At 71.8% G+C, this 25,186-nt stretch carries 26 protein-coding genes; 13 read left to right on the top strand and 13 right to left on the bottom strand.

The features are described 5' to 3' along the window. The first annotated feature begins 29 nt into the window (after positions 1-29). Complete coding sequence (locus ACK8GG_RS08570; RefSeq protein WP_440350750.1) at positions 30-230, top strand: hypothetical protein; 201 nt, start codon at positions 30-32, stop codon at positions 228-230. A 110-nt stretch (positions 231-340) separates the two neighbouring features. Here ACK8GG_RS08570 and ACK8GG_RS08565 read toward each other — a convergent pair whose 3' ends face one another. The 3 genes from ACK8GG_RS08565 to ACK8GG_RS08555 form a co-directional block, all read right to left on the bottom strand. After that, entirely contained in the window at positions 341-1,339 is a 999-nt protein-coding gene (locus tag ACK8GG_RS08565) for an aldo/keto reductase family protein (protein WP_440350478.1), read from the bottom strand. A gap of 66 nt (positions 1,340-1,405) precedes the next feature. Continuing rightward, positions 1,406-2,977, bottom strand: coding sequence for a WG repeat-containing protein (locus ACK8GG_RS08560; RefSeq protein ID WP_440355981.1), 1,572 nt, complete (start codon positions 2,975-2,977; stop codon positions 1,406-1,408). 2,460 nt (positions 2,978-5,437) lie between these two features. Then, complete coding sequence (locus ACK8GG_RS08555) at positions 5,438-5,995, bottom strand: helix-turn-helix domain-containing protein (RefSeq protein WP_440350476.1); 558 nt, start codon at positions 5,993-5,995, stop codon at positions 5,438-5,440. Positions 5,996-6,060: 65 nt separating this feature from the next. On the opposite strand from ACK8GG_RS08555, the gene ACK8GG_RS08550 reads away from it, so the two are divergent. Together ACK8GG_RS08550 and ACK8GG_RS08545 are read left to right on the top strand one after the other, a co-directional pair. Beyond that, positions 6,061-6,744, top strand: a complete 684-nt coding sequence (locus ACK8GG_RS08550; RefSeq protein WP_440355980.1) for an AzlC family ABC transporter permease — start codon at positions 6,061-6,063, stop codon at positions 6,742-6,744. Next, a complete protein-coding gene (locus ACK8GG_RS08545) occupies positions 6,738-7,046 on the top strand; it encodes an AzlD domain-containing protein (protein WP_440350474.1) in 309 nt (102 codons plus the stop codon). Before ACK8GG_RS08550 ends, ACK8GG_RS08545 begins: the two co-directional genes overlap by 7 nt. A gap of 91 nt (positions 7,047-7,137) precedes the next feature. Here ACK8GG_RS08545 and ACK8GG_RS08540 read toward each other — a convergent pair whose 3' ends face one another. The 3 genes from ACK8GG_RS08540 to nadA all read right to left on the bottom strand — a co-directional run bounded on the left by ACK8GG_RS08540 (position 7,138) and on the right by nadA (position 10,551). Then, positions 7,138-7,737 carry a DUF3043 domain-containing protein gene (locus ACK8GG_RS08540; protein ID WP_440350473.1) on the bottom strand — a complete coding sequence of 200 codons (600 nt, stop codon included), beginning with the start codon at positions 7,735-7,737 and terminating at the stop codon, positions 7,138-7,140. A gap of 69 nt (positions 7,738-7,806) precedes the next feature. Continuing rightward, complete coding sequence (gene murA, locus ACK8GG_RS08535) at positions 7,807-9,162, bottom strand: UDP-N-acetylglucosamine 1-carboxyvinyltransferase (RefSeq protein WP_440355979.1); 1,356 nt, start codon at positions 9,160-9,162, stop codon at positions 7,807-7,809. 219 nt (positions 9,163-9,381) lie between these two features. Next, positions 9,382-10,551 carry a quinolinate synthase NadA gene (gene nadA / locus ACK8GG_RS08530; protein ID WP_440355978.1) on the bottom strand — a complete coding sequence of 390 codons (1,170 nt, stop codon included), beginning with the start codon at positions 10,549-10,551 and terminating at the stop codon, positions 9,382-9,384. Positions 10,552-10,617: 66 nt separating this feature from the next. Between nadA and ACK8GG_RS08525 the strand changes: the two genes are divergently transcribed. From ACK8GG_RS08525 to ACK8GG_RS08515, 3 genes are all read left to right on the top strand, one after another. Beyond that, the gene (locus tag ACK8GG_RS08525; RefSeq protein ID WP_440355977.1) at positions 10,618-11,739 is read left to right on the top strand and encodes a glycerate kinase family protein; all 1,122 of its coding nucleotides are present in this window, start codon (positions 10,618-10,620) and stop codon (positions 11,737-11,739) included. 111 nt (positions 11,740-11,850) lie between these two features. After that, on the top strand, positions 11,851-12,219 hold the full coding sequence (erpA, locus tag ACK8GG_RS08520; protein ID WP_440350469.1) for an iron-sulfur cluster insertion protein ErpA: 369 nt from the start codon (positions 11,851-11,853) through the stop codon (positions 12,217-12,219). A gap of 127 nt (positions 12,220-12,346) precedes the next feature. Then, on the top strand, positions 12,347-13,324 hold the full coding sequence (locus ACK8GG_RS08515) for a carbohydrate kinase family protein (RefSeq protein WP_440354821.1): 978 nt from the start codon (positions 12,347-12,349) through the stop codon (positions 13,322-13,324). A 28-nt stretch (positions 13,325-13,352) separates the two neighbouring features. Here ACK8GG_RS08515 and ACK8GG_RS08510 read toward each other — a convergent pair whose 3' ends face one another. Both ACK8GG_RS08510 and ACK8GG_RS08505 read right to left on the bottom strand, forming a co-directional pair. Continuing rightward, positions 13,353-13,601 (bottom strand): sulfurtransferase TusA family protein, encoded by a 249-nt coding sequence (locus tag ACK8GG_RS08510; RefSeq protein ID WP_440354820.1) that lies wholly within the window; start codon positions 13,599-13,601, stop codon positions 13,353-13,355. A gap of 36 nt (positions 13,602-13,637) precedes the next feature. Beyond that, a complete protein-coding gene (locus ACK8GG_RS08505) occupies positions 13,638-14,789 on the bottom strand; it encodes a cysteine desulfurase family protein (RefSeq protein WP_440354819.1) in 1,152 nt (383 codons plus the stop codon). 167 nt (positions 14,790-14,956) lie between these two features. On the opposite strand from ACK8GG_RS08505, the gene ctaC reads away from it, so the two are divergent. Continuing rightward, positions 14,957-15,910 (top strand): aa3-type cytochrome oxidase subunit II, encoded by a 954-nt coding sequence (gene ctaC / locus ACK8GG_RS08500; protein WP_440350465.1) that lies wholly within the window; start codon positions 14,957-14,959, stop codon positions 15,908-15,910. 3 nt (positions 15,911-15,913) lie between these two features. Next, positions 15,914-16,339 carry an aa3-type cytochrome oxidase subunit IV gene (ctaF, locus tag ACK8GG_RS08495; protein ID WP_440354818.1) on the top strand — a complete coding sequence of 142 codons (426 nt, stop codon included), beginning with the start codon at positions 15,914-15,916 and terminating at the stop codon, positions 16,337-16,339. Between the two features lie 102 nt (positions 16,340-16,441). Here the strand turns inward: ctaF and ACK8GG_RS08490 are convergent, their stop codons facing one another. From ACK8GG_RS08490 to ACK8GG_RS08475, 4 genes are all read right to left on the bottom strand, one after another. Then, complete coding sequence (locus ACK8GG_RS08490; RefSeq protein WP_440350463.1) at positions 16,442-16,636, bottom strand: hypothetical protein; 195 nt, start codon at positions 16,634-16,636, stop codon at positions 16,442-16,444. Positions 16,637-16,722: 86 nt separating this feature from the next. Then, complete coding sequence (trpD, locus tag ACK8GG_RS08485) at positions 16,723-17,781, bottom strand: anthranilate phosphoribosyltransferase (protein ID WP_440355976.1); 1,059 nt, start codon at positions 17,779-17,781, stop codon at positions 16,723-16,725. A gap of 86 nt (positions 17,782-17,867) precedes the next feature. Beyond that, on the bottom strand, positions 17,868-18,266 hold the full coding sequence (locus ACK8GG_RS08480; RefSeq protein ID WP_440350461.1) for a response regulator: 399 nt from the start codon (positions 18,264-18,266) through the stop codon (positions 17,868-17,870). A 99-nt stretch (positions 18,267-18,365) separates the two neighbouring features. Beyond that, positions 18,366-19,265 (bottom strand): cytochrome c oxidase assembly protein, encoded by a 900-nt coding sequence (locus ACK8GG_RS08475; protein ID WP_440350749.1) that lies wholly within the window; start codon positions 19,263-19,265, stop codon positions 18,366-18,368. Positions 19,266-19,429: 164 nt separating this feature from the next. On the opposite strand from ACK8GG_RS08475, the gene ctaE reads away from it, so the two are divergent. From ctaE to ACK8GG_RS08450, 5 genes are all read left to right on the top strand, one after another. Further along, positions 19,430-20,029: an aa3-type cytochrome oxidase subunit III gene (ctaE, locus tag ACK8GG_RS08470; RefSeq protein WP_440350460.1), complete on the top strand. Its 600-nt coding sequence runs from the start codon at positions 19,430-19,432 to the stop codon at positions 20,027-20,029. 191 nt (positions 20,030-20,220) lie between these two features. Next, the gene (gene qcrC, locus ACK8GG_RS08465; protein WP_440354816.1) at positions 20,221-20,997 is read left to right on the top strand and encodes a cytochrome bc1 complex diheme cytochrome c subunit; all 777 of its coding nucleotides are present in this window, start codon (positions 20,221-20,223) and stop codon (positions 20,995-20,997) included. Positions 20,998-21,073: 76 nt separating this feature from the next. Further along, positions 21,074-22,165: a cytochrome bc1 complex Rieske iron-sulfur subunit gene (qcrA, locus tag ACK8GG_RS08460; RefSeq protein WP_440354815.1), complete on the top strand. Its 1,092-nt coding sequence runs from the start codon at positions 21,074-21,076 to the stop codon at positions 22,163-22,165. Continuing rightward, complete coding sequence (gene qcrB, locus ACK8GG_RS08455; RefSeq protein ID WP_440354814.1) at positions 22,162-23,769, top strand: cytochrome bc1 complex cytochrome b subunit; 1,608 nt, start codon at positions 22,162-22,164, stop codon at positions 23,767-23,769. The genes qcrA and qcrB overlap by 4 nt, the downstream gene beginning before the upstream one ends. Positions 23,770-24,094: 325 nt before the next feature. After that, positions 24,095-24,778, top strand: a complete 684-nt coding sequence (locus ACK8GG_RS08450) for a DUF4142 domain-containing protein (RefSeq protein WP_440355975.1) — start codon at positions 24,095-24,097, stop codon at positions 24,776-24,778. A 105-nt stretch (positions 24,779-24,883) separates the two neighbouring features. Here ACK8GG_RS08450 and ACK8GG_RS08445 read toward each other — a convergent pair whose 3' ends face one another. Continuing rightward, positions 24,884-25,171 carry an Lrp/AsnC family transcriptional regulator gene (locus ACK8GG_RS08445; protein ID WP_440350455.1) on the bottom strand — a complete coding sequence of 96 codons (288 nt, stop codon included), beginning with the start codon at positions 25,169-25,171 and terminating at the stop codon, positions 24,884-24,886. Positions 25,172-25,186: the final 15 nt, after the last annotated feature.

The following is a 25,186-nucleotide window of genomic DNA, read 5'->3' as shown; positions in this document are numbered from 1 at the left end:
ACGCGACGATCGGTGAGGGGAGACACGGGATGCCGTGGAGCTGGCGGTACGAGGGCGCGAACGGCGAGTCGGTCACCGGCCCGGCGGAGACGTTCAGCAGCCAGTCCGACGCCGAGTCCTGGATCGGCCTGCAGTGGCCGGAGCTGGCCGAGGCCGGCGTGCAGTCGGTCGTGCTGGTGGAGAACGACCGGGTCGAGTACCGGATGAGCCTGCTGCCCCCCGCGGAGTGATCTTCGCGGGACTCGCAGCCGGTCACGACGGCCCCGCGGACCGCTGATCGCCGCGCCACGTGCCGGCCGGCTGCCGTCGGGGCGACCCGGGGGCCGCCCCGACGCCGACGTCAGGGGCGCTTGGCCGGGCTGACCGTACGGGACGGGTCCCGCTGCACGATCGGGTCGACGATCTCGTCGATCGCCTTCATCAGGTCCGCGTCGAGCCGTACGCCGGCGGCCTTGACGTTGTCGTGGACCTGCTCCGGACGGGTCGCGCCGACGATCGCCGAGGAGACGTTCGGGTTCTGCAGCACCCAGGCGATCGCCAGCTGGGCCATGCTCAGCCCGGCCTGCTCGGCGAGGGGCTTGAGCCGCTGCACGGTGGTCAGGACCTCGTCGGTGAGGAACTGCGAGATGAAGCCCGCCCCCGACTTCTCGTCGGTGGCGCGCGAACCGGCCGGCGGCGGCTGACCCGGCAGGTACTTGCCGGTGAGCACGCCCTGCGCCATCGGCGACCAGACGATCTGCCCGATGCCCAGCTCCTCGCTGGTCGGGACCACCTCGCCCTCGATGACCCGCCAGAGCATCGAGTACTGCGGCTGGTTCGATACGAGCTGGATCTTCAGCTCCCGGGCCAGGGTGTGGCCGGCGCGGATCTGCTCGGCGTTCCACTCCGAGACCCCGATGTAGAGGGCCTTGCCGGAGTGCACGATGTCGGCGAACGCCTCCATCGTCTCCTCCAGCGGCGTGCTGTGGTCGTAGCGGTGGGCCTGGTAGAGGTCGACGTAGTCGGTCTGCAGGCGGCGCAGCGAACCGTTGATCGACTCCATGATGTGCTTGCGGGACAGGCCGCGGTCGTTCGGGCCGGGGCCGGTGGGCCAGAAGACCTTCGTGAAGATCTCGATGCCTTCGCGGCGCTGACCGGCCAGTGCCCGCCCGAGCACCTCCTCGGCCCGGGTGCCGGCGTAGACGTCGGCGGTGTCGAACGTGGTGATCCCCACGTCGAGGGCGGCGCGTACGCAGGAGAGCGCCGCGTCCTCCTCCACCTGGGAACCGTGGGTGATCCAGTTGCCGTACGAGATCTCACTGACCATCAGGCCGCTGCGGCCAAGGTGTCGGAATTCCATGCCTGCGACCCTATCGGCCCCGGCGGCGGCCCGCCCCGGGCTGCGCCCGACCACCGGGGGTGGTGGCTAGAGCAGCGGCTCGGTGTCGGCCAGCAGCCGGTCGATGCGTTCCAGCACCGTCGCGCGGCTGCCGTGCACCACCTCGAGGAGCAGGTCACCGCGGCGGTCGAGGGCGCCCCAGCGGCCCCGCCCGTCACCGATCAGGAACGCCACCGGGTGGATCACCACCGCCGGGTGGGCGGGCCGGACCAGCATCCGCCCGTCCCGGTGCACCACACCCTTGCGGCCGCCCGCGTCGACCACCGCCAGCCCTTCGTCGGTGAAGCCGTCCAGGTAGCGTCCGTCGGTCAGCGCGGTGGCGAAGCCGTCGAACGACGGTGCCAGTACCAGTTCACCGGCGCTGTTGACCGCACCCCAGCGGCCCTTGCGCACCACGGCCACGCCGCGCCGGAACGGACGTACGTCGTCGAAGCCCGCCGGCCCGGCCGGCGCGCCGGTCCTGTCGACGGCGAGCCACTGCGCCTCGTCGGCCCGCCGGACCCAGGCGAGCTCGTCGGAGAAGGCCTGGGCCTCCTGGAAACCGGCGTCGGCGCCGATGAGCACCGCCCCGCTGCGGTCGATCAGCTCCCAGCAGCGGGCGTCGGGGTTGCGCACCCAGGCCACGTCCTCGCGGAACGGCTGGGCATCGGCGTACCGGCTGTCGATCACCAGCTCGCCGGTGGCGTCGGCGTACCCCCAGCGTCCCAGCCCGGCGTCGAAGTGCGGCACCGGCAGCACCGGCTTCTGCAGCACCTCGTCGCGGCTGCGGGCGTACGGGCCCCAGCCGCGCGCGGCGACCCGGGCGAAGACGCCGTCCAGGGCGGCCTCGGTACGGGCCAGCAGGTCCCGGTCGTGGGTGCGGCGCAGGTCCAGGGCGCGTTCGAAGTGGACGCACGCCTCGATGTAGCGGTCCTGGTCGTAGCAGGAACGCGCCATCTGTTCGTGCAGCGCGGCCCGCAGCCGGTCGGGCAGCTCCGGGGAGTTGGCCTCGGCGTAGAGCCGGTCCGCCTCGGCGAAGTCGCCCCGGCAGCGCAGTACATGCGCCAGCCGGGCCTGCGCGATCGCGATGCGCCGCAGCTCGCCGGTGGCCTGGGCGTGGGTGAGGGCGAGCTGACCGTCGTCGAGCGCCCGGTCGAGGTCGCCGGCGAGCCGGGAGACCACCGCCCGCAGGCTGAGCAGCCGGGCCCGGGAACGGTTGTCCAGCGCCGCGTCGATCTTGTCGCTGAGCCGGTCGCGGATCCCGGACAGCTCCGCCGGGTCCGCGGCGGACTCCCGCAGAGTCTCGGGGTCCAGCCGCGGCCGGTACGCCGCCAGCCACTGCTCCGGGTCGATCGGAGCCTCGTCGCTGTCCCTGTCCTGGTCGCCGTCCCCGTCGCCGTCGCCGTCCCCGTCCGGGTCGTCGTTCTCGTTGCTGTCGTCCTCGTCCGGTTCCGGGGCGGTCGTGTCCTGCCGCTGCTCGTCTGTGGCCGGTGTCCCGGCAACCGGTGCCGTTTCCGCGCTCGCGGTGGAGCCGTCCGCAGATTCGGTGTCGGGCACTTCTCCGGTGTGGGCGTCGGCAGGGGAGTCGGTGTCCCGGTCGGGCGCCTGCGCGTCGGTCACGGGCCTCGGCGCCTCTGCCACCGGCTTGGTCTCTGCCGCAGGCTGCGTTGTCGTCTCCGCCGCCGCCGTTGGTTCGGGCCCGGGGGAGGAGTCCGCGCCCGAGATCTCGCCGCTGCCGCTGGCAGCGGGTGTGTCGGTCTCCGCGACCGGTGCGGGCGCGTCAGCCGATACGGGGAACGGGTCGGTGGTCGTCGTGGCGGAGGCCTGCGCGGTCGGCTGCGGGGCGGCGTCCTTCTCCGCCGTCGGTGCCGGCTCCGGGCTCGCGTCCGGCTGCGGCCTCCACTCGCCCGCGGTCGCCGGGTACGCGTCGGTGCCCGGCGCCGGGTCGCTGACCGGGAAGTCGGTGGCAGGCGTCGGTGTCGTGCCCGTGGCGTCGGTTGCCGGCCGCGGTGGGACAGCCGGGCCGGGGGAGGCTGCCGGACCTGCGCCGGTTGCGACCGCAGCGGGCTGGGCCGTTGCCGCGGCTTCCCGCGTCGTGCTCGCTGGCGCGTCCGCCGCCGGCATCGTCGCATCGGCTTGACCGGCGGTGCCCGGTGCGGGTGCCGGCGGGGCGGGGACGGCTGCGGTGGCAGGGGGCGCGGGCGCAGGGGTCGGCGCCGGATCCGGCGAGGGAGAGCCGGTGCGGTCGAACCAGCCCCCCTCCGGGGCCTGCGCGATGCGGGGCCGCCCCGGCGGGACGTCCGTCCGTTCGTTGCTGGGACCGTGCGGGGGCGCGGCAGGCCGATCCTGGCCACCTCGGGCGGGTCCGCCCTGGGCCGGTCCACTCTGCTCGGGTCCACTCTGGGCGGGTCGGCCCGGTGCGGGCCCGCTCTGGGCGGGCCGCGGGTCCGGGGCGCTCCGGGCGGGGGTGATGCGCGGCGGGACCGGTGCGGGAATCGGACCGGAGCGCTGCGGCCACGGCAGAGAGTCCGGGTCCACCCCGGGGCTGTCAGCGGTCGGCCGAGAGGCGGGTCGTGGCGTCTCGACGGGTGGGGCCGCAGGAGCGGGCAGGCGGGACTCCCGAGACGGCGCCGGGGGTGAGCCGGCCCGCGTGCCGGGCTGAACGGGCCGGCCGGTGGGCGGTCCCGCCGGTGGCGGGACCGGCACCGGCGGCACTGCCGTCCCGGGTGGCCCACCGGCCGGCTGCCCGGGCGGGCCGGAGGTCGGCCGCCCCGGCATGCCGGAAGTCGGCCGTCCAGGGACGCCCGAGATCGGCCGGTCGGGTGCGCCAGAGGTCGGTCGACCGGGGACGCCGGAGACGGGCCGTGCCGGGACGCCGGAGACCGGTGCGCCGGAGACCGGTGGTCCCGACACGGGACCGCCGGGGCCAGGCCCGGGGCGACCGGGCTCGTGGTGGTCGGCGCGGGGGCGTACGGGTACGCCGGGCTGTCCGCCGTGCGGTGGACCGGACCGGGCCGGCTGCGAAGGGGGTGGTACGGGCGGCCAGGCACGCGGGTCCCGCCGGTCGAAGGGGGTCTCCCGCTCCGGCGGTGCCGGCCGGTCGTACGGCGGCGCCGGCCGCTCGTCGCGCGGACCCGGCCTCGCCGACGGGGTCGGCCGACCGTGGGGCGCCTGCGGATCCTGCGGCCCTGGGTGGCGCGGCCCGGCATCACCCGGTCGTGGTGGGAAATGCTGCGGCGGCGGCGAGACGGGGCGTGCCCGTGGGTCGCGGGGCGGCTGGTGCCAGGCGGCGGGCTGGGCCGCTGGTGCGTCGTGCCGCTGCTGCCGGTCGTCGGGCCGCCGCTGGGTCCCGGGCGGGGTTCGCTGGGCTGCCGGTGCTGCGCCGGGTCGCCCGCCCGCGGCCGGGGCGCTGCGGGACCAGCCTTCCAGTGGCGGGGCCCCGGCGGCGGCGCGGCCCGGCGGGGCGTCCGGGTGTGCTCGTTCGGGTCCGGCGGGGGTTCGCGGCAGGCGTTCGCCGTCGCGCGGTGGTCCGTCGCGCTGGTCGCGCCGGTCCGGGTGGGCCTGCGGGGGGCGCGGCTGTCGTGGGTCCGCACCCTGCTGGTGGGGGGCCGGGCCGCGACGTGGGTCGCGGTCGCCGGACGGGGCGCCGCCGAGGGGGGTGACGCTGGCGCGTCCGCGGGGGACCGGCCGGGGCGGGAAGTTCTCGATGCCGATGTCGCCGGGGTAGCGCTGGCCAGGGAACTGGGGCTGCCACTCCCAGGTGGGTTCGACAGCCCAGGCTTCGCCAGGGCTCCGCCAGCCTCCCGGGTAGTCGCCTCTCATCGGTGGCACCACTGCGGGCCGCAAGCGTGCAGCGGTCCGCGGACCGGCTCGCGTCGCTTGCTCAAGGGGATGCCACCTCGTCGGAAATTGTCGCGCTGGGCGGGCCTGCGGACCGGTGGCTTCCCCATGGGCCTCGGTACGCCGTGCTCGTCGAAGGAGGGTAACGGCGTGGGCTCGGTCACCGCCACTGTGACCGTGCCCATGTCGTCAAACGTTATCGGACGCCGATCGGCTCACTGGAGTGGAGATCGCAGCTCATCAGTGGTGTTCCATGACGAGCACGGCGCGGGTCGCGGGCTCGAGAGCTTCGTACCGGTGGGGTTCGTCGGCCGGGAAGGCGATGTAGTCGCCGGGGCCGAGCTCGGCCGGTTCGGCGACCGGGCCGGTGCGCAGCCGTCCGCTGGTCACCACCAGGTGCTCGACGCCGGCGATGTGCGCCTCGGCGTCGCGTACCGCGCCGGGTTCGAGTTCCAGCAGGTAGAGGTCGCGGCGTACGTGTGCCGGACCGGCCGAGAGGAGCGTCGCGGCGAAGGCGGCGTGGTCGGAGTGGATCCGGGTCCCGGTGCCGGCGCGCACGATCCGTACGGCGGGCGCGGCGGGCTCGACGAGCCGGCTGAACGGGACGTCGAGGGCGACCGCGAGCGCCCAGAGCGTCTCCACGCTGGGGTTTCCGGTGCCGGACTCGAGCTGGGAGAGGGTGGACTTCGCGATGTTGGCCCGGCGGGCGAGTGCGGTCAGTGAGATGCCGGCGCGATCGCGTTCCCGGCGTAACGAGGCGGCGATGGTGGCGAGGGGGGACGGGGTTTCCGTACGCAATGTTCGCTCCGTCGGTCGTTTGTTCGATTTGACGAACAGGCGGGCTGTGTTCAGGATAGCGAACCATGCGTACGGCAGAACGAACACCGCCGCGGCTCTTCGCGGACGTGGCAGCCCTCGGCGCGGCCATGCTCGCCGTCGGCGCCTCCTTCGGCGCGGTCGCCGTAGCCGCCGGGGTTCCCGGCTGGGCCGCCGTGCTGATGTCCCTGGCCGTCTACGCCGGCGGCGCCCAGTTCATGGCCGTCGGGCTGATCAGCGTGGGGAGTCCGCTCGCCGCGGTCTTCGCGGGCCTGCTGCTCAACGTCCGTCACCTGCCGTTCGGGATGACGCTCGGGGCCACCCTCGGCCCCCGGCTGGCCCACCGGCTCTTCGGCGCCCACCTGCTCACCGACGAGGCCACCGCCTACACCCTGTCCCAGCCCGACGACGCCGGGCGGCGGCGGATCTTCTGGAGCATGTCGGTCGGGCTCTTCGTCGCCTGGAACGTCGGCACCGTCGCCGGCGTACTCCTCGGCGGCGTCGCCGGCGACCCGGCCGCCCTCGGCCTCGACGCGGCCTTCCCGGCCGGCCTGATCGCCATGCTGCTGCCCTCGCTGCGCGACCCCGACACCCGCCGGGTGGCGATCGCCGGGGCGGTGCTCGCCGTGGCGCTGACCCCGGTGCTGCCGGCCGGCCTGCCGGTGCTGTGCGCACTGGCCGGGCTGATCCTGCTCGCGCTGCGCCGCAGCCGGCCGGTGCGGCCATGCTGATCGTGGTGATCGCCGCGCTCGCGCTCGGCACCTACGCGACCCGGCTCGGTGGCGTGCTGCTGCGGGAGCGACTGGACCTGCCCGAGTGGGCGCTGCGGCTGCTGCCCGTCGCCGCGGCGACCCTGCTGGCCGCCCTCGCGGCGACTGCGGCGCTGACCGAGGCCGGCCGGTTCGTCGGTCCGGCCCGCCCGGCCGGCGTGCTGGTCGGACTCCTGCTGGCCTGGCGGCGGGCCTCGTTCGTGCTGGTGGTGCTCGGGGCCGCCGGCACCACCGCGGGGCTGCGGCTGCTCGGCGTGCAGTGACCCGGGCGCGGGTGGGCGGTGCCGCCCGGCGAACGGACGACGCCCCCGCGGTGAGTTCACCGCGGGGGCGTCAGAGCGGCTGTGCCGTGGCTCAGACCGGGTCGCCGAGGTTGACCTGCGGCGCCGGCGCGCGCATCTTGCGGAAGGTGATGCCGCGCATCACGGTGTACATGTAGAGCGAGCCCATCCGCTGGCCGGTGTTGGGGAACCGCTCGCGGATCAGCCGCTTGAGCTTGCGGCAGAGCAGCACCGAGTCGACCACCACGGCGACGGCGAGCACCCCCCACAGGATGTTCGAGGCGAGCTGCACGGCCGGCGGCATCGCCTGCGACGAGCCGATCAGCACCAGCAGGGCGCCACCGAAGAACCACGGGCCCACCGTACGGCGGGAGTCCACCACGTTGCGGGCGAGCAGCCGCTCCGGACCGCGGTCGCGGGGACCGCCTTCGCGGCGGAACTCTTCGGCCGCCTCGGCGCGTGCCTGGCGGCGAAGCTCGCGCTTCTCCTCCTTGCTCAGCTCCCGGGTGGGGCCGGCGGGCCGGCGGGCCGGACTCGGCCGCTTCGGCGTCTCACGACCCTTGGCGGGGGTGTAACCCTTTGGGCGGGTCACGGTGGGCTCCTCGTCGGTGGTCACCTCGGTGACGGCATCCTCGACGAGCTGGTCGGACTTGCGGCGAAACAGCGACGGCACGAGTGAAGGGTAGCCAAAAGCGAACGCCCGGTGCACATCAAGGTGCACCGGGCGTTCGCGAAGCGGGTGTTACGGCCGTTCGACGTGTGCGCCGAGGTTGCCGAGCTTGGCCTCGAAGTCCTCGTAGCCGCGTTCGATCAGGCCCACGCCGTAGACCCGGGAGGTGCCCTCGGCGGCCAGCGCGGCGATCAGGTGGCTGAAGCCGGCCCGCAGGTCGGGGATGACCAGATCGGCGCCGTGCAGCTTGCTCGGCCCGGCGATGACCGCCGAGTGCTTGAAGTTGCGGCGGCCGAATCGGCACGGGGTGCCGCCGAGGCAGTCCCGGTAGACCTGGATGTTGGCGCCCATCGAGTTGAGTGCCTGGGTGTAGCCCAGCCGCTGCTCGTAGACGGTCTCGTGGACGATGGAGAGCCCGCTCGCCTGGGTCAGCGCCACCACCAGCGGCTGCTGCCAGTCGGTCATGAAACCGGGGTGCACGTCGGTCTCCAGCGCCACCGCGCGCAGCTCGCTGCCGGGGTGCCAGAAGCGGATGCCGCCCTCCTGGCCCGGGTAGCCGTTGCGCGGCGGGCGCGGGTCGGTGACCTCGTACTCGCCGCCGATGGAGCGGAAGGTGTTCAGGAAGGTCATCATGCCGGCCTGCTCGGCCCCGAGGACCTGTACGTCGCCGCGGGTCGCCAGCGCCGCGGCCGCCCAGCTCGCGGCCTCGATCCGGTCCGGGATCGGGCGGTGGCTGTAGCCGCCGAGCCGGGGCACGCCCTGGATCTCGATCACCCGGTCGGTGTGCACGTTGATGATCGCGCCCATCTTCTGCAGGATGCAGATCAGGTCCACGATCTCCGGCTCCACCGCCGCGTTGCGCAGCTCGGTCACGCCGTCGGCCATCACCGCGGTCAACAGCACCTGCTCGGTGGCGCCGACGCTCGGGTACGGCAGGGAGAACTTGGTGCCGTGCAGCCCGTTCGGGGCGGTCAGGTGCAGCCCTTCGGGGGTCTTCTCCACGATCGCGCCGAACTCGCGCAGCGCCTGCATGTGGAAGTCGATCGGGCGCGGGCCGATGTGGCAGCCGCCCAGGTCGGGGATGAAGGCGTGGCCGAGGCGGTGCAGCAGCGGACCGCAGAACAGGATCGGGATCCGGCTCGATCCGGCGTGCACGTTGATCTCGTCGGTCGAGGCGTTCTGCACGTTGGAGGGGTCCAGGACGAGCTCGCCGGGCTCCGCGCCGTCGCTGACCTTGACGCCGTGCAGGGCGAGCAGGCCGCGGACGACCTCGACGTCGCGGATGCGCGGCACGTCGTAGAGACGGCTCGGCTCGTCACCGAGCAGCGCCGCCACCATCGCCTTGGAGACGAGGTTCTTCGCGCCGCGTACCCGGATCGTTCCTTCCAACGGGGTGCCGCCGTGTACGACCAGGACATCGTCGGTCAACGTAAACCTCCAGCGCGTGGGTGCTGCTGTTTGTCGAAGTGTGCGGGGACGAGATATCGACTCCCACGAAGGCGCAACCGTTGCCGCGGTCCGCTTGGTCCGCCCGGCAGCATAGCGCTGTGTGACCAATCACGCCGAGCGGCACCCGTGCCGGGAGGGTCCCAAAACGGGCGCTGGTGATTATCCGTACGACGATCGTTACTGGTTGTAACTGTCGTCTCAGGGGAGCGCGAGCATCTGGTCCAGTGCTACCCGGGCATGGCCGGCGGTAACCGGATCGACCGTGATGCGGTTGACCACCCGGCCGGCCACCAGCTCCTCCAGCGCCCAGACCAGGTGCGGCAGGTCGATGCGGTTCATCGTCGAGCAGTAGCAGACGGCCTTGTCGAGGAACATGATCTGCTTGTCCGGGTGGGCCAGCGCCAGGCGCCGCACCAGGTTCAGCTCGGTGCCGATCGCCCATGCCGAACCGGCCGGCGCCGCCTCGACGGTCTTGATGATGTATTCGGTGGACCCGACCAGGTCGGCGGCGGTGACCACCTCGTGCCGGCACTCGGGGTGGACCAGGACGTTGACGCCCGGCACCCGCTCCCGTACCTCGTTGACACTGTCGAGAGTGAAGCGGCCGTGCACCGAGCAGTGCCCCCGCCAGAGCACCATCTTGGCCGCCCGCAGCTGCTCGGCGGTGAGCCCGCCACCCGGCTTGTGCGGGTCGTAGAGAACACAGTCCTCCAGTGCGAAACCCAGCTCCAGTACGCCGGTGTTGCGCCCCAGGTGCTGGTCGGGCAGGAAGAGCACCCGCTCGCCCTGCTCGTACGCCCAGTCCAGCGCCCGCTTGGCGTTGGAGGAGGTGCAGACCACGCCACCGTTGCGCCCGACGAAGCCCTTGATGTCGGCCGAGGAGTTCATGTACGTCACCGGCACGGTCGAGGTGGCCAGCCCGGCGTCGGCGAGGACCTCCCAGGCCGCCTCGACCTGCCCCAGCGCGGCCATGTCCGCCATCGAGCAGCCGGCCGCCAGGTCGGGCAGGATCACCTGCTGGTCGGCGGTGGTGAGGATGTCGGCGCTCTCGGCCATGAAGTGCACGCCGCAGAAGATGATGTACTCCGCCTGCGGGCGGGCCGCGGCCTCCCGGGCCAGCTTGAACGAGTCGCCGGTGACGTCGGCGAACTGGATCACCTCGTCACGCTGGTAGTGGTGCCCGAGGACGAAGAGCTTGTCGCCGAGGGCCGCCTTCGCCGCGGTGGCGCGGGCCACCAGATCGGGGTCGCTGGGCGCCGGAAGATCTCCCGGGCACTCGACGCCGCGTTCGGTGGCCGGGTCGCTGCCCCGGCCCAGCAGCAGCAGGGCGGTGGCGGTGGCGGAAGGTTCACCCCAGGTCGCAGTCACGCACTGATCGTCCCACAACCGCGCCGCAGTGCTCGATCGGGAGATGTGTGCTGCCACACTGCCCGCATGCGCGTACTTCTGAGCCCGGACAAGTTCGCCGGCACCCTGTCGGCGCCCGAGGTGGTGGCGGCGGTGAGCCAGGGCTGGCGTGACGTCGCCCCCGGCGACGAGCTGCTCGCCCGGCCGCTGGCCGACGGCGGACCCGGCTTCCTGGAGGTGCTGGCCGCCGCCCTCGACGGCCGGCGGATTCCGGTGCGCACCGTCGACCCGCTCGGTCGGCCGGCCGCCGGTGAGGTCTTCGTCACCGGCGAGACCGCCTACGTGGAGAGCGCCCAGGCCTGCGGACTGCACCTGCTGACCGCCGCCGAGCGCGACCCCAGGGCCACCACCTCGTACGGGCTGGGCCTGCTCGTCGCGGCCGCGGTGGAGAGCGGCGCCCGGCGGGTGGTCGTCGGTCTCGGGGGTTCGGCCACCAACGACGCCGGCGCGGGCATGCTCGCCGCGCTCGGCGCCGCGGCCGTGGACGGCGCGGGACTGGCCCTGCCCTACGGCGGCGCGGCGCTGACCGCGGTCGCCGGTCTGACCGGTGCGCCCCGGCTGCGCGCCGTGGAGCTGGTGGCCGCCACCGACGTCGACAACCCGCTGCTCGGCCTGCACGGCGCCAGCAACGTCTACGGCCCGCAGAAGGGCGCCACGAAGGCCGACGTACTGCTGCTCGACGCCGCCCTCGAGCGCTTCGCCCAGGTGCTGGAGCGGGATCTGCCGTCCTGCCCGCCGGGGCTGGCGCAGCTGCCCGGGGCGGGCGCCGCCGGCGGGCTCGGCGCGGCGCTGCTCGCGCTGGGCGGCCGGTGCGAGTCGGGGATCGGACTGGTCAGCCGGCTGATCGAGCTGCCGCAGGCGCTGGCGGGCTGCGACCTGGTGATCACCGGCGAGGGGGCCTTCGACCACCAGTCCCTGCGCGGCAAGGTCGTCGCGGGCGTCGCCGGGGCCGCCCGGGACCTCGGCCTGCCCTGCGTGGTGCTCGCCGGACGCGTCAGCGCCGGGCGCCGGGAGGCCGCGGCGGCCGGGGTGACCGAGGCGTACAGCCTCGTCGAGCACTTCGGTGACGAGCAGGCGGCGCTGACCCGCCCCGCCGAAGGGCTGCGCGAACTCGCCGCCCGGCTGGCCCGGCAGTGGAGCCGCTCCTGACCGCCGCGGCCCACTCGGCATACAATCCTTTTTCAAGGACACTGGGAATCAACGGGCCGGCGGTTAGCGTTGGCCAGTACGGAACCAGACCCAAGCGCAGGGAGATACCACGTGACCACGCCAGCGCAGAGCCCGTCGACCGAGGCCACGGCCGCGACCGCCATCGTCCTCACCGACATCGCGGCGCAGAAGGTCAAGGCCCTGATCGAGCAGGAGGGCCGCGACGACCTGCGGCTCCGGGTGGCGGTGCAGCCGGGTGGCTGCTCCGGCATGCGGTACCAGCTCTTCTTTGACGAGCGCTCCCTCGACGGGGACGTCGTCAGCGACTTCGACGGCGTCGAGGTCGTCGTCGACCGGATGAGCGCCCCCTACCTGGCCGGCGCCACCATCGACTTCGCCGACCGGATCGACGCCCAGGGCTTCACCATCGACAACCCCAACGCGCAGAACTCCTGCGCCTGCGGCGACTCGTTCCACTGATTTCGCTCCACTGATCGCAGCGCTATGCAGGGCCGTCCCGTCCGGGGCGGCCCTGCGGCGTTTCGCGGCCCGGGCCGGACGGTAGGCTGGCCTGCGCTCTGCACCGCATCCGATCCAGAGGCCAGACATGAAGATCGCCGTATCCGGTTCCATCGCGACCGACCACCTGATGCACTTCCCGGGACGGTTCGCCGATCAGCTCATCGCCGATCAGCTGCACCAGGTGTCGCTCTCCTTCCTGGTGGACGACCTCGTCCTGCGGCGCGGCGGCGTGGCAGCCAACATCACCTTCGGGATGGCGCAGCTCGGCCTGCGCCCGGTGCTGCTCGGCGCCGTGGGCGCCGATTTCGGCGACTACCGCTCCTGGCTCGAGCGCCACGGTGTCGACTGCGACTCGGTGCACGTCAGCGAGGTCGCCCACACCGCCCGCTTCGTCTGCACCACCGACCAGGACATGTGCCAGATCGCCTCGTTCTACGCCGGCGCGATGAGCGAGGCCCGCAACATCGAGATCGCCCCGGTCGCGGCGCGTCTCGGCGGGCTGGACCTCGTGGTGATCGGCCCGGACGACCCGGCCGCGATGCTGCGCCACTCGCAGGAGTGCCGTGACCGCGGGTACGCCTTCGCCGCCGACCCGTCGCAGCAGCTCGCCCGGATGGACGGCGCCGAGGTGCTCTCCCTCATCGACGGCGCGCAGTACCTGGTCACCAACGACTACGAGAAGTCGCTGCTGCAGAGCAAGACCGGCCTGACCGACGAGCAGATCCTCGACCGGGTGCAGGTCTGGGTCACCACCCTCGGCAAGCGCGGCGTGGAGATCTCCGGCCGCGGTATCGACCGCATCCACGTTCCCGCCGCCCGGGAGACCCAGGTCGTCGACCCGACCGGCGTCGGCGACGCCTTCCGCGCCGGCTTCTTCGCCGGTCTCTCCTGGGGGCTCGGGATGGAGCGCGCCGCGCAGGTCGGCGCCCTGCTCGCCACCCTGGTGCTGGAGACCGTCGGCACCCAGGAGTACGACGTGCGGGCCGACGAGTTCGTCAAGCGGCTCGGTGAGTCCTACGGCGACACCGCGGCCGACGAGGTCCGGCAGCACCTGCTGCCCTGACCGTCACCGCCTCGTGCGCCGGACCGGTTCAACCGGTCCGGCGCACGTCGTATCCGGGGGCTGCGCCGACGCGTACCGCCCCGATGAACTCCTGCCCGCGCATCCGGCACCAGGCGGGGATGTCGACCGCGGCGGCCGGGTCGTCGGCGAGGACCCGCAGCACCGCCCCCACCGGCAGCTCCGGCAGCCGTCGCGCCAGCGCGATGACCGGCAGCGGGCAGCGCCTGCCCAGGCAGTCCAGCGTCTCCGCCGGCGACTCGCCCGCACCGTTGGTCATGTCATCTCCTTCCGCGGCGTGCCACGGCGCCGCTGGTCAGAGGTCCAGCACGCCGGCCTCGGCGCGCAGGCCGGCGACGACGCCGGGTAGTTCGGCCAGGAAGCGGTCGACCTCGGCGGCGGTGGTCTCCCGGTGCAGCGAGACCCGCACGTTGCCGTGCGAGAGCACCCCCATCGCCTCCAGCACGTGCGAGGGGCGCAGCGTCGACGAGGTGCAGGACGAACCGGAGGAGACGGCGAAGCCGCGCCGGTCCAGCGCGTGCAGCAGCGCCTCGCCGTCGACATAGAGACAGGAGAAGGTCACCAGGTGCGGCAGCCGCCGGACCGGGTCGCCCACCACTTCCACGTCCGGCACCGTCGCCGCCACCGTGGTACGGATCCGCTCGACCAGCGCGTACTGGCGGGCGGCCTCGGCGTCGATGTCGGCGGCGCCGGCCCGCAGGGCGGCCGCGGCGGCGACCACCGCCGGCAGGTTCAACGCGCCGGGGGAGTGCCCGGCCGCCGCGTCGTCCGCCGGATACGGCGACTCCCAGCGCGTGCCCTTGCGCACCACCAGGATGCCGACGCCGGGCGGGCCGCCCCATTTGCGGGCGCTGGCGGTCAGCAACGACCAGCCGGGGGCCACCGGCGTCCGTCCGACCGACTGGGCGGCGTCCACCAGCAGCGGTACGCCGGCCGCGGCGCAGATCCGCGCCGCCTCGGCGACCGGTTGCGCCGTGCCGACCTCGTGGCTGGCGCTGATCAGCACCGCCAGCGCCACCCCGGGGGCCCGGACGGCCGATTCCCAGCGCGTCAGGTCCAGTCGCCCCAGCCGGTCCACGGGCACGCTCACGGCGCTGCCGCCGGCGGCGACGTGCCGGTCGGCGGCGTGCAGCACCGCCGAGTGCTCGATCGCCGAATGGACCAGCACCCCGCCGCTGCGCCGGCGTGCCGTCAGCGCGCCCAGCACCCCGGCGTGCACCGCGGTCGTGCCGTTCGCTGTGAAGATCACCTCATCGGCGCGGACACCGAGCGTCTCGGCGACGGCGGCGCGGGCGGCGTCGAGCAGCTGCCGGGCGCGGCGGGACCGACTGTAGAGCTTGGAAGGATCGGCCCAGCCGTCGTCGAAGGCGGCCAGCAGGGCCTGGCGTGCCACCGGATGCAGCGGCGCGGCGGTGGCCGCATCCAGATACACGGCAGGGGCGTTCATAAGGCGAACGGTAACGCGTCGGCGCAGGCGCGGATTCCCCGATAGTGCGGACACCGCACCCCAGGGGCCCTGAGCCTGGCAAGGTCGAGTAATCTGCGACGGTCGGTGACGCCTTTGCCGCCGAAGCAGACATAAAAGACGGCGGCGCGCTAGGGAGGCAGGACCAGGTGGTCGCAAGGAGTTCGGATGTACGGCCCTCGGCCGTACGGCACAGCGCTTCCGGCCGGGCCGGAGGAGGCAGCCGGCGGGCCGGTGCTGGTCGGCTCGCCGGGCTCGGCGTGGGCGGGGCCGCGTTGCTCTTCCTGCTCACGGGCTGTGACGTTGGCAAGACGTTCGGTGGCTTCGGTTGGCCGCAGGGCGGCATCACGCCCGAGGCGAACCGGATGTACGACCTCTGGATCGCGAGCGTCATCGCCGCGCTGGCGGTCGGTGTCTTCGTCTGGGGCCTGATCTTCTGGTGTGTGATCCGGTACCGCAAGCGCGGTGACGAGCTGCCCGTGCAGACCCGTTTCAACATGCCGATGGAGTTCCTCTACACCATCACGCCGATTCTGATCATCTCCGTGCTCTTCTACTACACGGCGATCATTCAGACCGACGTGGACAAGGTGAGCGACGACCCGGACGTGGTCGTCGAGGTCGTCGGCTTCAAGTGGAACTGGCAGTTCAACTACCGCGACGGCGCCGGCGCGGACGCCAACACCGTCGCCTCGACGCTCGGCACCGACGACGTCATCCCGGTGCTGGTGCTGCCGACCGGTCGCAAGATCCGCTTCGAGGAGACCAGCCGCGACGTCGTGCACTCGTTCTGGGTGCCGGAGATGCTGTTCAAGCGGGACGTCTTCCCCGGCTCGATCCGCAACGTCTTCGAGGTGACCAGCCTCGACGCCGAGGGCGCCTACGTGGGCCGCTGCGCGGAGCTCTGCGGCACGTACCACTCGATGATGAACTTCGAGCTGCGGGTGGTCTCTCCCCAGGACTACGACCAGTTCCTCGCGGCCAAGCAGGACGGTCAGACGACCCAGCAGGCGCTCGCCTCGATCGGTGAGGAGCCGCTGGCGGTCACCACCTTCCCGTTCGAGACCCGTCGGACCACGAACAACTTCAACCAGGGAGGCTGACGCATGAAGACCGAGTGGCGAATCTTCGGCATCGTCGCCGCCTTCCTCCTTGCGATGACCGGCATTTACGCGGCCTGGACCACGGGCGAGACCGGCCGCATCGAGTGGATCGGTTCGCTGGCGCTGCTGCTGTCGGCCGGGCTCTGCGCGATGTGCGGCGGGTTCTTCTGGTTCGTCTCGACGCGTATCGACCCGCGCCCCGAGGACCGTCCGGACGCGGAGATCGCCGAAGGCGCCGGCGAGATCGGCTTCTTCAGCCCGGGTAGCTACTGGCCGCTGGGCCTGGCGCTCGCCGCCGCGCTGGTCGGCATCGGGCTGGCGTACTGGCAGTTCTGGCTGCTGCTCGCCGGTGGTATCGCGGTCATCTTCGCTGCCTGTGGCCTGCTTTTCGAGTACTACTCCGGTACCCGGCGCACCGCCGAGCACTGAACCGAGCGCAACGACGAAAGGGCCGGCGTCCCATCGGGACGCCGGCCCTTTCGCATGTGCGTGCGGGTGGGTACGGCCGGTGGTGGTGCGGCGGCCCGGACCTCAGGCGGCGTGGGAGCGCGACGCCGCGCGGCGCAGCCGTACCGGTCGCAGGATGGTGGTGGCGAGCAGGTAGGCGCCACCGCAGTCGGTGCAGACGAGCTCCGGGCAGTCGGTGCCGTGCCCGTCCGGGCAGGGTGGCACCTCGAAGCGCGTCACGGTCCCGCAGCCGTCGCAGGGAAGTTCACGCTCGCGCACAGGGCACTCCTCATGTCGTGGTGACGCGTCGGTCGTGCTGCAGTCTGGCACGGGCCACCGACAGATCCCCGTGGACCGGATGCGGGTCAGGCCGCAGCCTGGGCTTCCTTGGCGACCTCGACCCAGCGCCGCAGCACCTGGGCGGCCGCGCCGGAGTCGATGGACTTCGCAGCCCGTGCCATGCCGGCCGCGACGGCCGCGCCCAGATCTCCGTCCAGCGGACCCTGGGTGGCCAGCGCCGCGGCGGCGTTGACCAGCACCGCGTCGCGCACCGGACCGGGCTCGCCGGCGAGCAGGCGGTGCACCACGGCGGCGTTGTAGGCCACGTCCCCGCCGCGCAGGTCGGCCAGCGTGACCCGGGGAATCCCCAGCTCGGTGGCGTCCAGCACCGTCTCGCGTACGATGCCGTTCTGCGCGATCCAGAAGCGGGTGGGGGCGGCGGTGCTGAACTCGTCGAGACCGTCCTCGCCCCGCATCACCAGCACCGAGTCACCGCGGGCGGCGAAGACCCCGGCCATCACCGGCGCCATCCGGGCGTCGAAGCAGCCCACCGCTCCGCTGCGCGGACGGGCCGGGTTGGTCAGCGGCCCGAGGAAGTTGAAGGCGGTCGGCACGCCCAGCTCACGACGCGGTACGGCGGCGTGCCGCATGCCCGGGTGGAAGCGGGCGGCGAAACAGAACCCGATCCCCGCCTCGGTGACACACCGGGCCACCCCCGCCGGACCGAGATCCAGCGGTACGCCGAGGTGCTCCAGGACGTCGGCGGTGCCGCAGGAGGAGGAGGCCGCGCGGTTGCCGTGCTTGACGATCCGTACCCCGGCGCCGGCCGCGACCAGGGCGCTCATCGTCGAGATGTTCACCGTGTGGGCAAGATCGCCACCGGTGCCGACTATGTCGAGTGTCACCGCGCGCAGTTCGTCGGGCAGTTCCACCGGTACGGCGTTGTCGAGCATCGCGTCGACGAGTCCGCCGAGTTCGGCGGAGGTCTCACCCTTGGCGCGCAGCGCCATCGCGAAGCCGGCGATCTGCGCGGAGGTGGCGGCTCCCGCCATGATCTCGCCCATCGCCCAGGCGGTCGCGTCGCCGCTGAGCCCTTCGCCGCGGAGCAGGCTGCCGAGCAGCGCGGGCCAGGTCGGTGTCGCCATCTGCGCTGTCTCCTCCTGCGGCGGGGGTGGGCCGGGCCGGCCCGTGCCGGCGCGACGGTGGCCGTCGCGCCCGGATAGGCGTCGGGTCAGGAGACGCCGGCGTGGCGGCGGAGCAGTTCGGCGACCTGGGTGCCGGTCGTCACCGGGTCGAGCGGGTGCATGAGGGTGGCGTCGACCTCGGCCGAGGCGGCGAGCCAGCGATCGGCGGCCCGGGCGATCACCACACAGGTCGGCGGGGCGTCCTCGCGGTCGTCCTTGATCTGGCGGGCGATGCCGATGCCGCCGGCCGGTGCGGCCTCGCCGTCGAGGAGCATCAGGTCGATCTCGTACTCCTCGACGAGCCGCAGGCACTCTTCATAGCTCGAGGCGTCGGTGAACTCGACGGTCAGATCGGCAGCCGGCCGGGTGCCGACGGCGAGCCGCATGCGGTCGCGCACCTCGGGCTTGCTGCTGTAGAGCAGGACGGTGTAAACACGCTCGGTCATCGGTCCCCTGGCCCTCACGTCGTAGCTTCTGCTTGATCGTACCGCTGGCCGTGGCGGTGGTTCCGGCCCCCTGAGGTGGTGGCACGGCCGCCGCGGGTGTCAGCTCGTGGTCTCCGCGGCGCGCTGCCGGGCCTCCTGGCGGTCCAGTTCCCGGTCGACGCGGCGCGCTTCCCGCTCGGACTGTTTGACCCACTGGACGACGAGCACGGCGAGCATCGTCACGCTGACGAATTCGCCGCCGGCCCAGAGGATGCCCCCGGCGGTCACCTGGTCGGCCCACGGGTCGGCCCAGCTCAGGTTGAGCTCGGGGTACCAGTCGCCGCCGAGGAGCGTCTTGCTCTGCATGATGGTCAGCCCCAGCACCGTGTGGAACGGCACCGAGAGCAGCATCAGCAGCGCGCGGGCCGGGTACTGCCAGCGGTTGGGCAGCGGGTCGTGCCCGACGAGCGGCCAGAAGAAGACACAGCCGGTGGCGATGAAGTGCGCGTGCACCACCTCGTGAATGAGGTCGCTGCGCAGGCTCATCTCGTAGAGCCCGGTGAAGTAGAGCGCGAACGGGTTCACCACGAAGATGGCGAAGGCGACCAGCGGATAGCTGTAGACGCGCACGATGCGGCTGTGCACCACCGCCAGCAGGACCTTGCGGGCCCGCTGGGGCAGGGTGCGCAGCGCCAGCGTCACCGGCGCGCCGAGCGCCAGGAAGATCGGCGCCACCATCGACAGCACCATGTGCTGGATCATGTGCACCGACAGCATGGCGGTGTCGTAGGCGTGCAGTCCGCTGACCGTCACCGCCGCGATGCCGCCGAGGCCGGGGCCGATGAAGGCGATGGTGCGCACCACCGGCCAGCTGTCGCCGCGTACCCGCAACCGGTGGACGCCGTAGAGGTAGAGGCCTGCGGCCAGGACCAGCGCGACGGCCAGCCAGCTGTCCAGACTCGCCTCGGTGAAGAACGACGAGACGCTGAACGGCGGCAGGGAGTCGGCGGCGAGGTTCACGTTGCCGGACGCGACGTGAACCGCGCTAACGTTGGTGGCGGAGACGAGCTGGAACACGTCGTTCAGGCTATGCCAGCGCTGGGGAGAGGCCACCGGCGGCCCAAAAATCAGCCGGTTTGCCACCCCCCCGATCGTCCGCGCCGCTCAGCCGCCATAATGACGACGTGACTGCGGCCCCTGCCATTGACAAGAGCCGGATCCACTCGCTGACCCGACCCAACATGGTCAGCGTGGGGACCATCGTGTGGCTCTCCAGCGAACTCATGTTCTTCGCGGCGTTGTTCGCGATGTACTTCTCCATCCGCGCTGCGGCGCCGGAGCAGTGGGCGGAGCACACGCCCCTGCTCGACGTGCCGTATGCGACCACGTTCACGTTGATCCTGGTGGCATCTTCGATCACCTGTCAGATCGGTGTGTTCGCGGCGGAGCGGGGCGACGTACACGCTCTCCGGCGCTGGTTCACCATCACCTTCGTGATGGGCCTGATCTTCCTCATCGGTCAGTTGAACGAGTACCGCACGCTCGTCCACGAGGGTGTGAAGATCAACTCCGACGGTTACGGATCGATGTTCTACCTGACCACCGGCTTCCACGGACTCCACGTGGCAGGCGGTCTGGTCGCGTTCCTCATCTACATGATCCGTACGACCATGGGGCGGTTCACGCCGGCCCAGGCGACCTCGGCCATCGTGGTCTCGTACTACTGGCACTTCGTTGACGTCGTGTGGATCGGGCTCTACCTCATGATCTACTGGCTTCAGTGATCCAGGCGCATCCGGATAACGCCGCCGTTCCCTACCTGAACCAAGGTCGAGAAACCGTTTAAGGACAACAGGCCATGACTTCTGACACCCCCGACGCGCCTCGCGGTGACGTCGCGTCCTCCGGGCGCGGGCCCGGATCGCGAGGCCGCCACGGCGGTCTGTTCGCGCGGTTACGCCGCCGGCCCTCCGCGGTGCGCAGCAGGGGCCGCCGCCGGCTGGGTGCCGCGGTACGCCTGGTCGCCGCGCTGATGCTCGCCGGCGGCGCCTACACCGTGTTCGCGCCCGGCCTGCAGGCCCAGGAAACCAACCAGCTCTCCGCGGCCGCCGCCGAGGGCAAGGCTCTCTTCGACGTCAGCTGCGTCAGCTGCCACGGCAGCAACCTGCAGGGTGTCGAGGACCGCGGCCCGAGCCTGATCGGTGCCGGCTCCGCGGCCGTCGAGTTCCAGGTGGGCACCGGCCGCATGCCGATGGCCCGTCAGGAGGCTCAGGCGGAGCGCAAGCCCGCGCTGTTCACCAGCGACCAGATCCGCCAGCTCGGCCAGTACGTCCAGGAAATGGGGGGTGGCCCGCAGCTGCCCGCCGGTGACGACCTGGCTGCCGGTGGCGACGTCGCCCAGGGCGGCCAGCTCTACCGGGTCAACTGCTCGCAGTGCCACTCCTTCGGTGGTGGCGGCGGTGCCCTCTCCTCCGGCAAGTTCGCGCCGAACATCCGGGTCGCCACCGACCGGCAGATCTACGCCGCGATGCTCACCGGGCCGCAGAACATGCCGGTCTTCGGTGACAACCAGCTGACGCCGGACCAGAAGGCCGACATCATCGCCTACATCAACGAGGCGCTGAAGGAGTCCAACGACCCGGGCGGCTTCAACCTGGGCCGCTACGGGCCCTCCACCGAGGGTGTGGCTGTCTTCCTGGTCGGCATCGTGGCGCTCGTCTTCGCCTGCCTCTGGATTGCGGGGAAGTCGTGAACCACCGCAACGACACGGTTTTTCTACCCGGTGCCGCGGTGCTTCGTCTCGGCGCCGCCGCTAGCGAGGTGACGGCATGAGCACGCACGCGGACACCCCGGCCGACAAGGCCGGCGGCAGCCCGATCGACCTGGACGACCCGAGCCTGACCCGGTTCGACATCGTCCGGGAGGGCGCCCGCCTGGACGACATCGAAATCGTCCACTACGAGCCGCAGTTCCCGGTGGCCGGGACCAAGGCCGAGCGCCGGGTCACCCGGTTCGTCTCGTTCCTGTTCCTGCTCACCGGTGCCGCGGCGACCGCCTTCCTGGCGATCTACATCTGGTGGCCGTGGGAGTACAAGCTCACCGCCGGGCCGGACAAGCTCTACACCCCGCTGCTCGGCCTCACCCTGGGCATCGCGCTGCTCGGCATCGGCTTCGGCATCCTGACCTGGGCCAAGAAGCTGCTGCCCAAGGAGATCTCGATCCAGGCGCGGCACGACACCTCCACTCCGGAGTCGCGCAAGATCGTCGGCAACACCATGCTCTACATGGCCGACGAACTGGGCGTGAAGCGCCGTCCCCTGCTGGGTGCCTCCGTGCTGGCCGGTCTGCTCCCCGTCGGCGCGGTCGCCGCCGCGCCGCTGGTGGGTGGGCTCATCAACAACCCGCACAAGAACAACCAGATGATGACCACCGGTTTCCAGCCCGTCGACGGCAAGCCGGTCCGGCTGGTCCGCGAGGACGGCACTCCGGTGCGTCCCGATGACATCAGCACCGGTGGACAGATCACCGTCTTCCCCGGCATTCCCCACGGTGTGAGCAACAAGCACGCCGATTCGCCCACCCTGCTGATCCATCTGCGTGAGTCCGACGCGGAGAAGGCCCGGGCGAACAACGAGCGCAACGAGCACAACCGCGGGTACATGTGGGGCAACTACATCGCGTACTCGAAGATCTGCACGCACGCCGGCTGCCCGGCCAGCCTCTACGAGCAGCAGACCAACCTGCTGCTCTGCCCGTGCCACCAGTCGCAGTTCCTGATCACCGATAACGCCAAGCCGGTCTTCGGTCCCGCCAGTCGCCGGCTGCCGCAGCTGCCGATCGAGCTGGACGCCGAGGGCTTCTTCGTGGCGAAGTCCGACTACACCGAGGCCGTCGGACCTGACTTCTGGGAGCGGCCGTGAAGCGGCGAAAGGTTGACGTAAGGGCGGTTCCGGCAAAGGCCGCGAACGCCGTGGACGATCGGTTCCAGGTCTCCACCCCGCTGCGCCGGCTGCTCAACAAGGTCTTCCCCGACCACTGGTCATTCCTGCTGGGCGAGATCGCGCTCTTCTCGTTCATCGTGCTGCTGCTGACCGGTGTCTTCCTGACCTTCTTCTTCGAGCCGGCCCTGACCGAGGTGATCTACAACGGCAGCTACGCGCCGTTGCGGGGCACCCACATGACCGCCGCGTACGCCTCCACTCTGGAGATCTCGTTCGACGTCCGCGGTGGACTGATCATGCGGCAGATGCACCACTGGGCAGCGCTGCTGTTCATGGCGTCGATCGTCGTGCACATGCTGCGGGTCTTCTTCACCGGCGCGTTCCGCAAGCCCCGCGAGGTCAACTGGGTCATCGGCTCGCTGCTCTTCTGGGTCGGCTTCCTGGCCGGCTTCACCGGCTACTCGCTGCCGGACGACGGCCTCTCCGGCACCGGTCTGCGGATCGCCTCGGCGATCATGCTCTCCATCCCGGTGGTCGGTTCCTGGGTGACCTCCTCCATCTTCGGTGGAGAGTTCCCCGGCGACATCATCATCAGCCGGATGTTCATCGCCCACGTGCTGCTCGTCCCGGGTCTGCTCGTCGCGCTGATCAGCGCCCACCTCGGGCTGGTCTTCAAGCAGAAGCACACCCAGTGGCCCGGCCCCGGCCGGACCAACGACAACGTGGTCGGCGAGCGGATGTTCCCGCGCTACGCGCTCAAGCAGGGCGGCTTCTTCATGCTGGTCTTCGGCGTGATCGCGCTGATGGGCGGCCTGATGCAGATCAACCCGGTCTGGCTCTTCGGCCCGTACGAGGCATGGGTGGTCTCCGCGGCCAGCCAGCCGGACTGGTACGTGATGTTCCTGGACGGCTCGACCCGGTTGATGCCCGCCTGGGAGATCGTCATCCCGATCGGGGACGGCTACGTCATCCCGCCGCTCTTCTGGCCCACCGTGGTGCTGCCGGGAATCCTGGTCGGTCTCTCGCTGGCCTACCCGTGGCTGGAGGCCCGCCAGACCAAGGACTACCGCAGCCACAACCTGCTGCAGCGTCCCCGGGACACCCCGGTCCGTACCGCGCTCGGCGCCATGGCCGTCACTTTCTTCATGGTGCTGACCCTGACCGGCGCGAACGACGTCATCGCCGAGAAGTTCTTCATCAGCCTCAACGCGATGACCTGGGCCGGCCGGATCGGCATCCTGCTCGCACCGCCGCTGGCGTACTACCTCACCTACCGGATCTGCCTGGGTCTGCAGCAGCACGACCGGGAGGTGCTGGCCCACGGCGTGGAGACCGGCATCATCCGGCGCCTGCCGGACGGCCGTTTCGAGGAGGTGCACCAGCCGCTGAGCAGCGGTCACGGTGAGCTGGAGTACACCGGCTGGGTCGTGCCGAAGAAGATGAACCGGCTCGGCGCGCTGGGCCCGGCCATCAAGGGATTCTTCTACCCGATCGAGAAGCCGGTCGAGGCGCCGGTCTCGCCGGGGCACCCCCCGGTCGAGGAGCGCCCCGAGCGTTCGGAGATCAGCAGCGACAACCGCTGACCTTCACCCGCGCAGCGCCCGTGGCGCCCACCCTCGTGGTGGGCGCCACGGGCGTTTCTGCTGCTGTCCCGATCCGCCCCCGTGCCCCATTTCCGGACCTCGCCTCACCCCCGGGAAGGCGGGGGCAGAAAACGAAGCCATGGGCAGGAAACCTGCCACTACGGCGATGTTGTGCGCACGACAGCAACGCTGTGCCCATCACGACGACAACAACTTCCAGCATCAGCGCCGTGGACACGGGGCCGATGCTGGAATCACGGAGATGCCCGCGTTAAGCCGGGTCCGGCCGGGTAAGCGCGCGGTTCGACTTCATGGGGGAGGAAGAATGTTGGGAGTGAGACGAATCGGGCTGGTCGTAGCCCTGGCCGTGATCGGGCTGGTGCCCGCCACCGCGAGCCACGCCGCCGGGCAGGTCTGGACCGAGTCCAGCGCGCCGGCCACCACCCAGGACCAGAAGTTCCTGCAGTCGATCCACCAGGTCGACCTGGCGGAAGTGGTCATGGGCGACATGGCGGCGAACAAGGGTGAGAACCAGCAGGTCAAGGAGCTGGGCAAGCAGCTGGCGATGGACCACAAGCAGCTGGACGAAAAGGTCACCAGCACCGCGTCAAAGGTCCAGGTGACGCTGCCGGACCAGCCGACGCCGGACCAGCAGGCCATGGCCGACCAGCTCAACCAGGTCAGCGGCGCGGAGTTCGACCGGCAGTGGGTGACCGCTGAGCTGGAGGGTCATGTCCAGGCGATCCAGATGGTGCAGACCGAGATCTCGCTCGGTAGCGACCGGGAGGTGACGCAGCTGGCGCAGGACGCCCTGCCGACGCTGCAGGCGCACTACGACGCCCTGGTGAACCTCGCCCAGAGCATGGGTGTCGCGGTTCCGCAGGCCGGCAGCAGCGCCACGCCGGGCGGCGGGACGAGCAGCACCCCCGGTGGCGGAATGACCACCACGCCGGGCGGTGAGGCGACCACGACGCCGGACGACGAGATGACGACCACCCCGGGCGGCTGACACAAGGCCGCACCGAACGGCGACGCCGCCCCGCACCAGCTGCGGGGCGGCGTCATCGTGTCGGTGGAGCCGAGGTCACCGCTGTTCGCCCACGGCCGCCGGCGTTCACTCGGCGCCGGGGAGCCCGATCGAGAACGCCTGCTCCAGGTCGTGCTGGGAGTACGCCCGGAAGGCGATGTGCGACTCGGTGTCGATGACGCCGGGGACCTTCGAGATGCCGCCGGCGATCACCTGAGCGATCTGCTCGAACTCCCGCACCCGCACCATCGCGATCAGGTCGCGGTGCCCGGCGACCGAGTAGACCTCGCTGACCCCGGGCAGGTCGGCCAGCGCCTCGGCGACCTCGGGGATCGAGTCGGTGGCACAGTCGATCAGCACGATCGCGGTGATCACTGGCGAGCTCCTTTG

The organism is Melissospora conviva, from assembly GCF_049523535.1.
GTDB classification, from domain to species: Bacteria; Actinomycetota; Actinomycetes; order Mycobacteriales; family Micromonosporaceae; genus Melissospora; species Melissospora conviva.
This window is presented reverse-complemented; position numbering and strand designations above follow the sequence as displayed.

Coding starts and splice junctions, on each gene's coding strand:
- ACK8GG_RS08570 (WP_440350750.1), top strand. CDS start 30: ATGCCGTGGAGCTGGCGGTACGAGGGCGCGAACGGCGAGTCGGTCACC.
- ACK8GG_RS08565 (WP_440350478.1), bottom strand. CDS start 1,339: ATGGAATTCCGACACCTTGGCCGCAGCGGCCTGATGGTCAGTGAGATC.
- ACK8GG_RS08550 (WP_440355980.1), top strand. CDS start 6,061: ATGCGTACGGCAGAACGAACACCGCCGCGGCTCTTCGCGGACGTGGCA.
- ACK8GG_RS08545 (WP_440350474.1), top strand. CDS start 6,738: ATGCTGATCGTGGTGATCGCCGCGCTCGCGCTCGGCACCTACGCGACC.
- ACK8GG_RS08525 (WP_440355977.1), top strand. CDS start 10,618: ATGCGCGTACTTCTGAGCCCGGACAAGTTCGCCGGCACCCTGTCGGCG.
- ACK8GG_RS08515 (WP_440354821.1), top strand. CDS start 12,347: ATGAAGATCGCCGTATCCGGTTCCATCGCGACCGACCACCTGATGCAC.
- ACK8GG_RS08510 (WP_440354820.1), bottom strand. CDS start 13,601: ATGACCAACGGTGCGGGCGAGTCGCCGGCGGAGACGCTGGACTGCCTG.
- ACK8GG_RS08505 (WP_440354819.1), bottom strand. CDS start 14,789: ATGAACGCCCCTGCCGTGTATCTGGATGCGGCCACCGCCGCGCCGCTG.
- ctaF (WP_440354818.1), top strand. CDS start 15,914: ATGAAGACCGAGTGGCGAATCTTCGGCATCGTCGCCGCCTTCCTCCTT.
- trpD (WP_440355976.1), bottom strand. CDS start 17,781: ATGGCGACACCGACCTGGCCCGCGCTGCTCGGCAGCCTGCTCCGCGGC.
- ACK8GG_RS08480 (WP_440350461.1), bottom strand. CDS start 18,266: ATGACCGAGCGTGTTTACACCGTCCTGCTCTACAGCAGCAAGCCCGAG.
- qcrA (WP_440354815.1), top strand. CDS start 21,074: ATGAGCACGCACGCGGACACCCCGGCCGACAAGGCCGGCGGCAGCCCG.
- ACK8GG_RS08450 (WP_440355975.1), top strand. CDS start 24,095: ATGTTGGGAGTGAGACGAATCGGGCTGGTCGTAGCCCTGGCCGTGATC.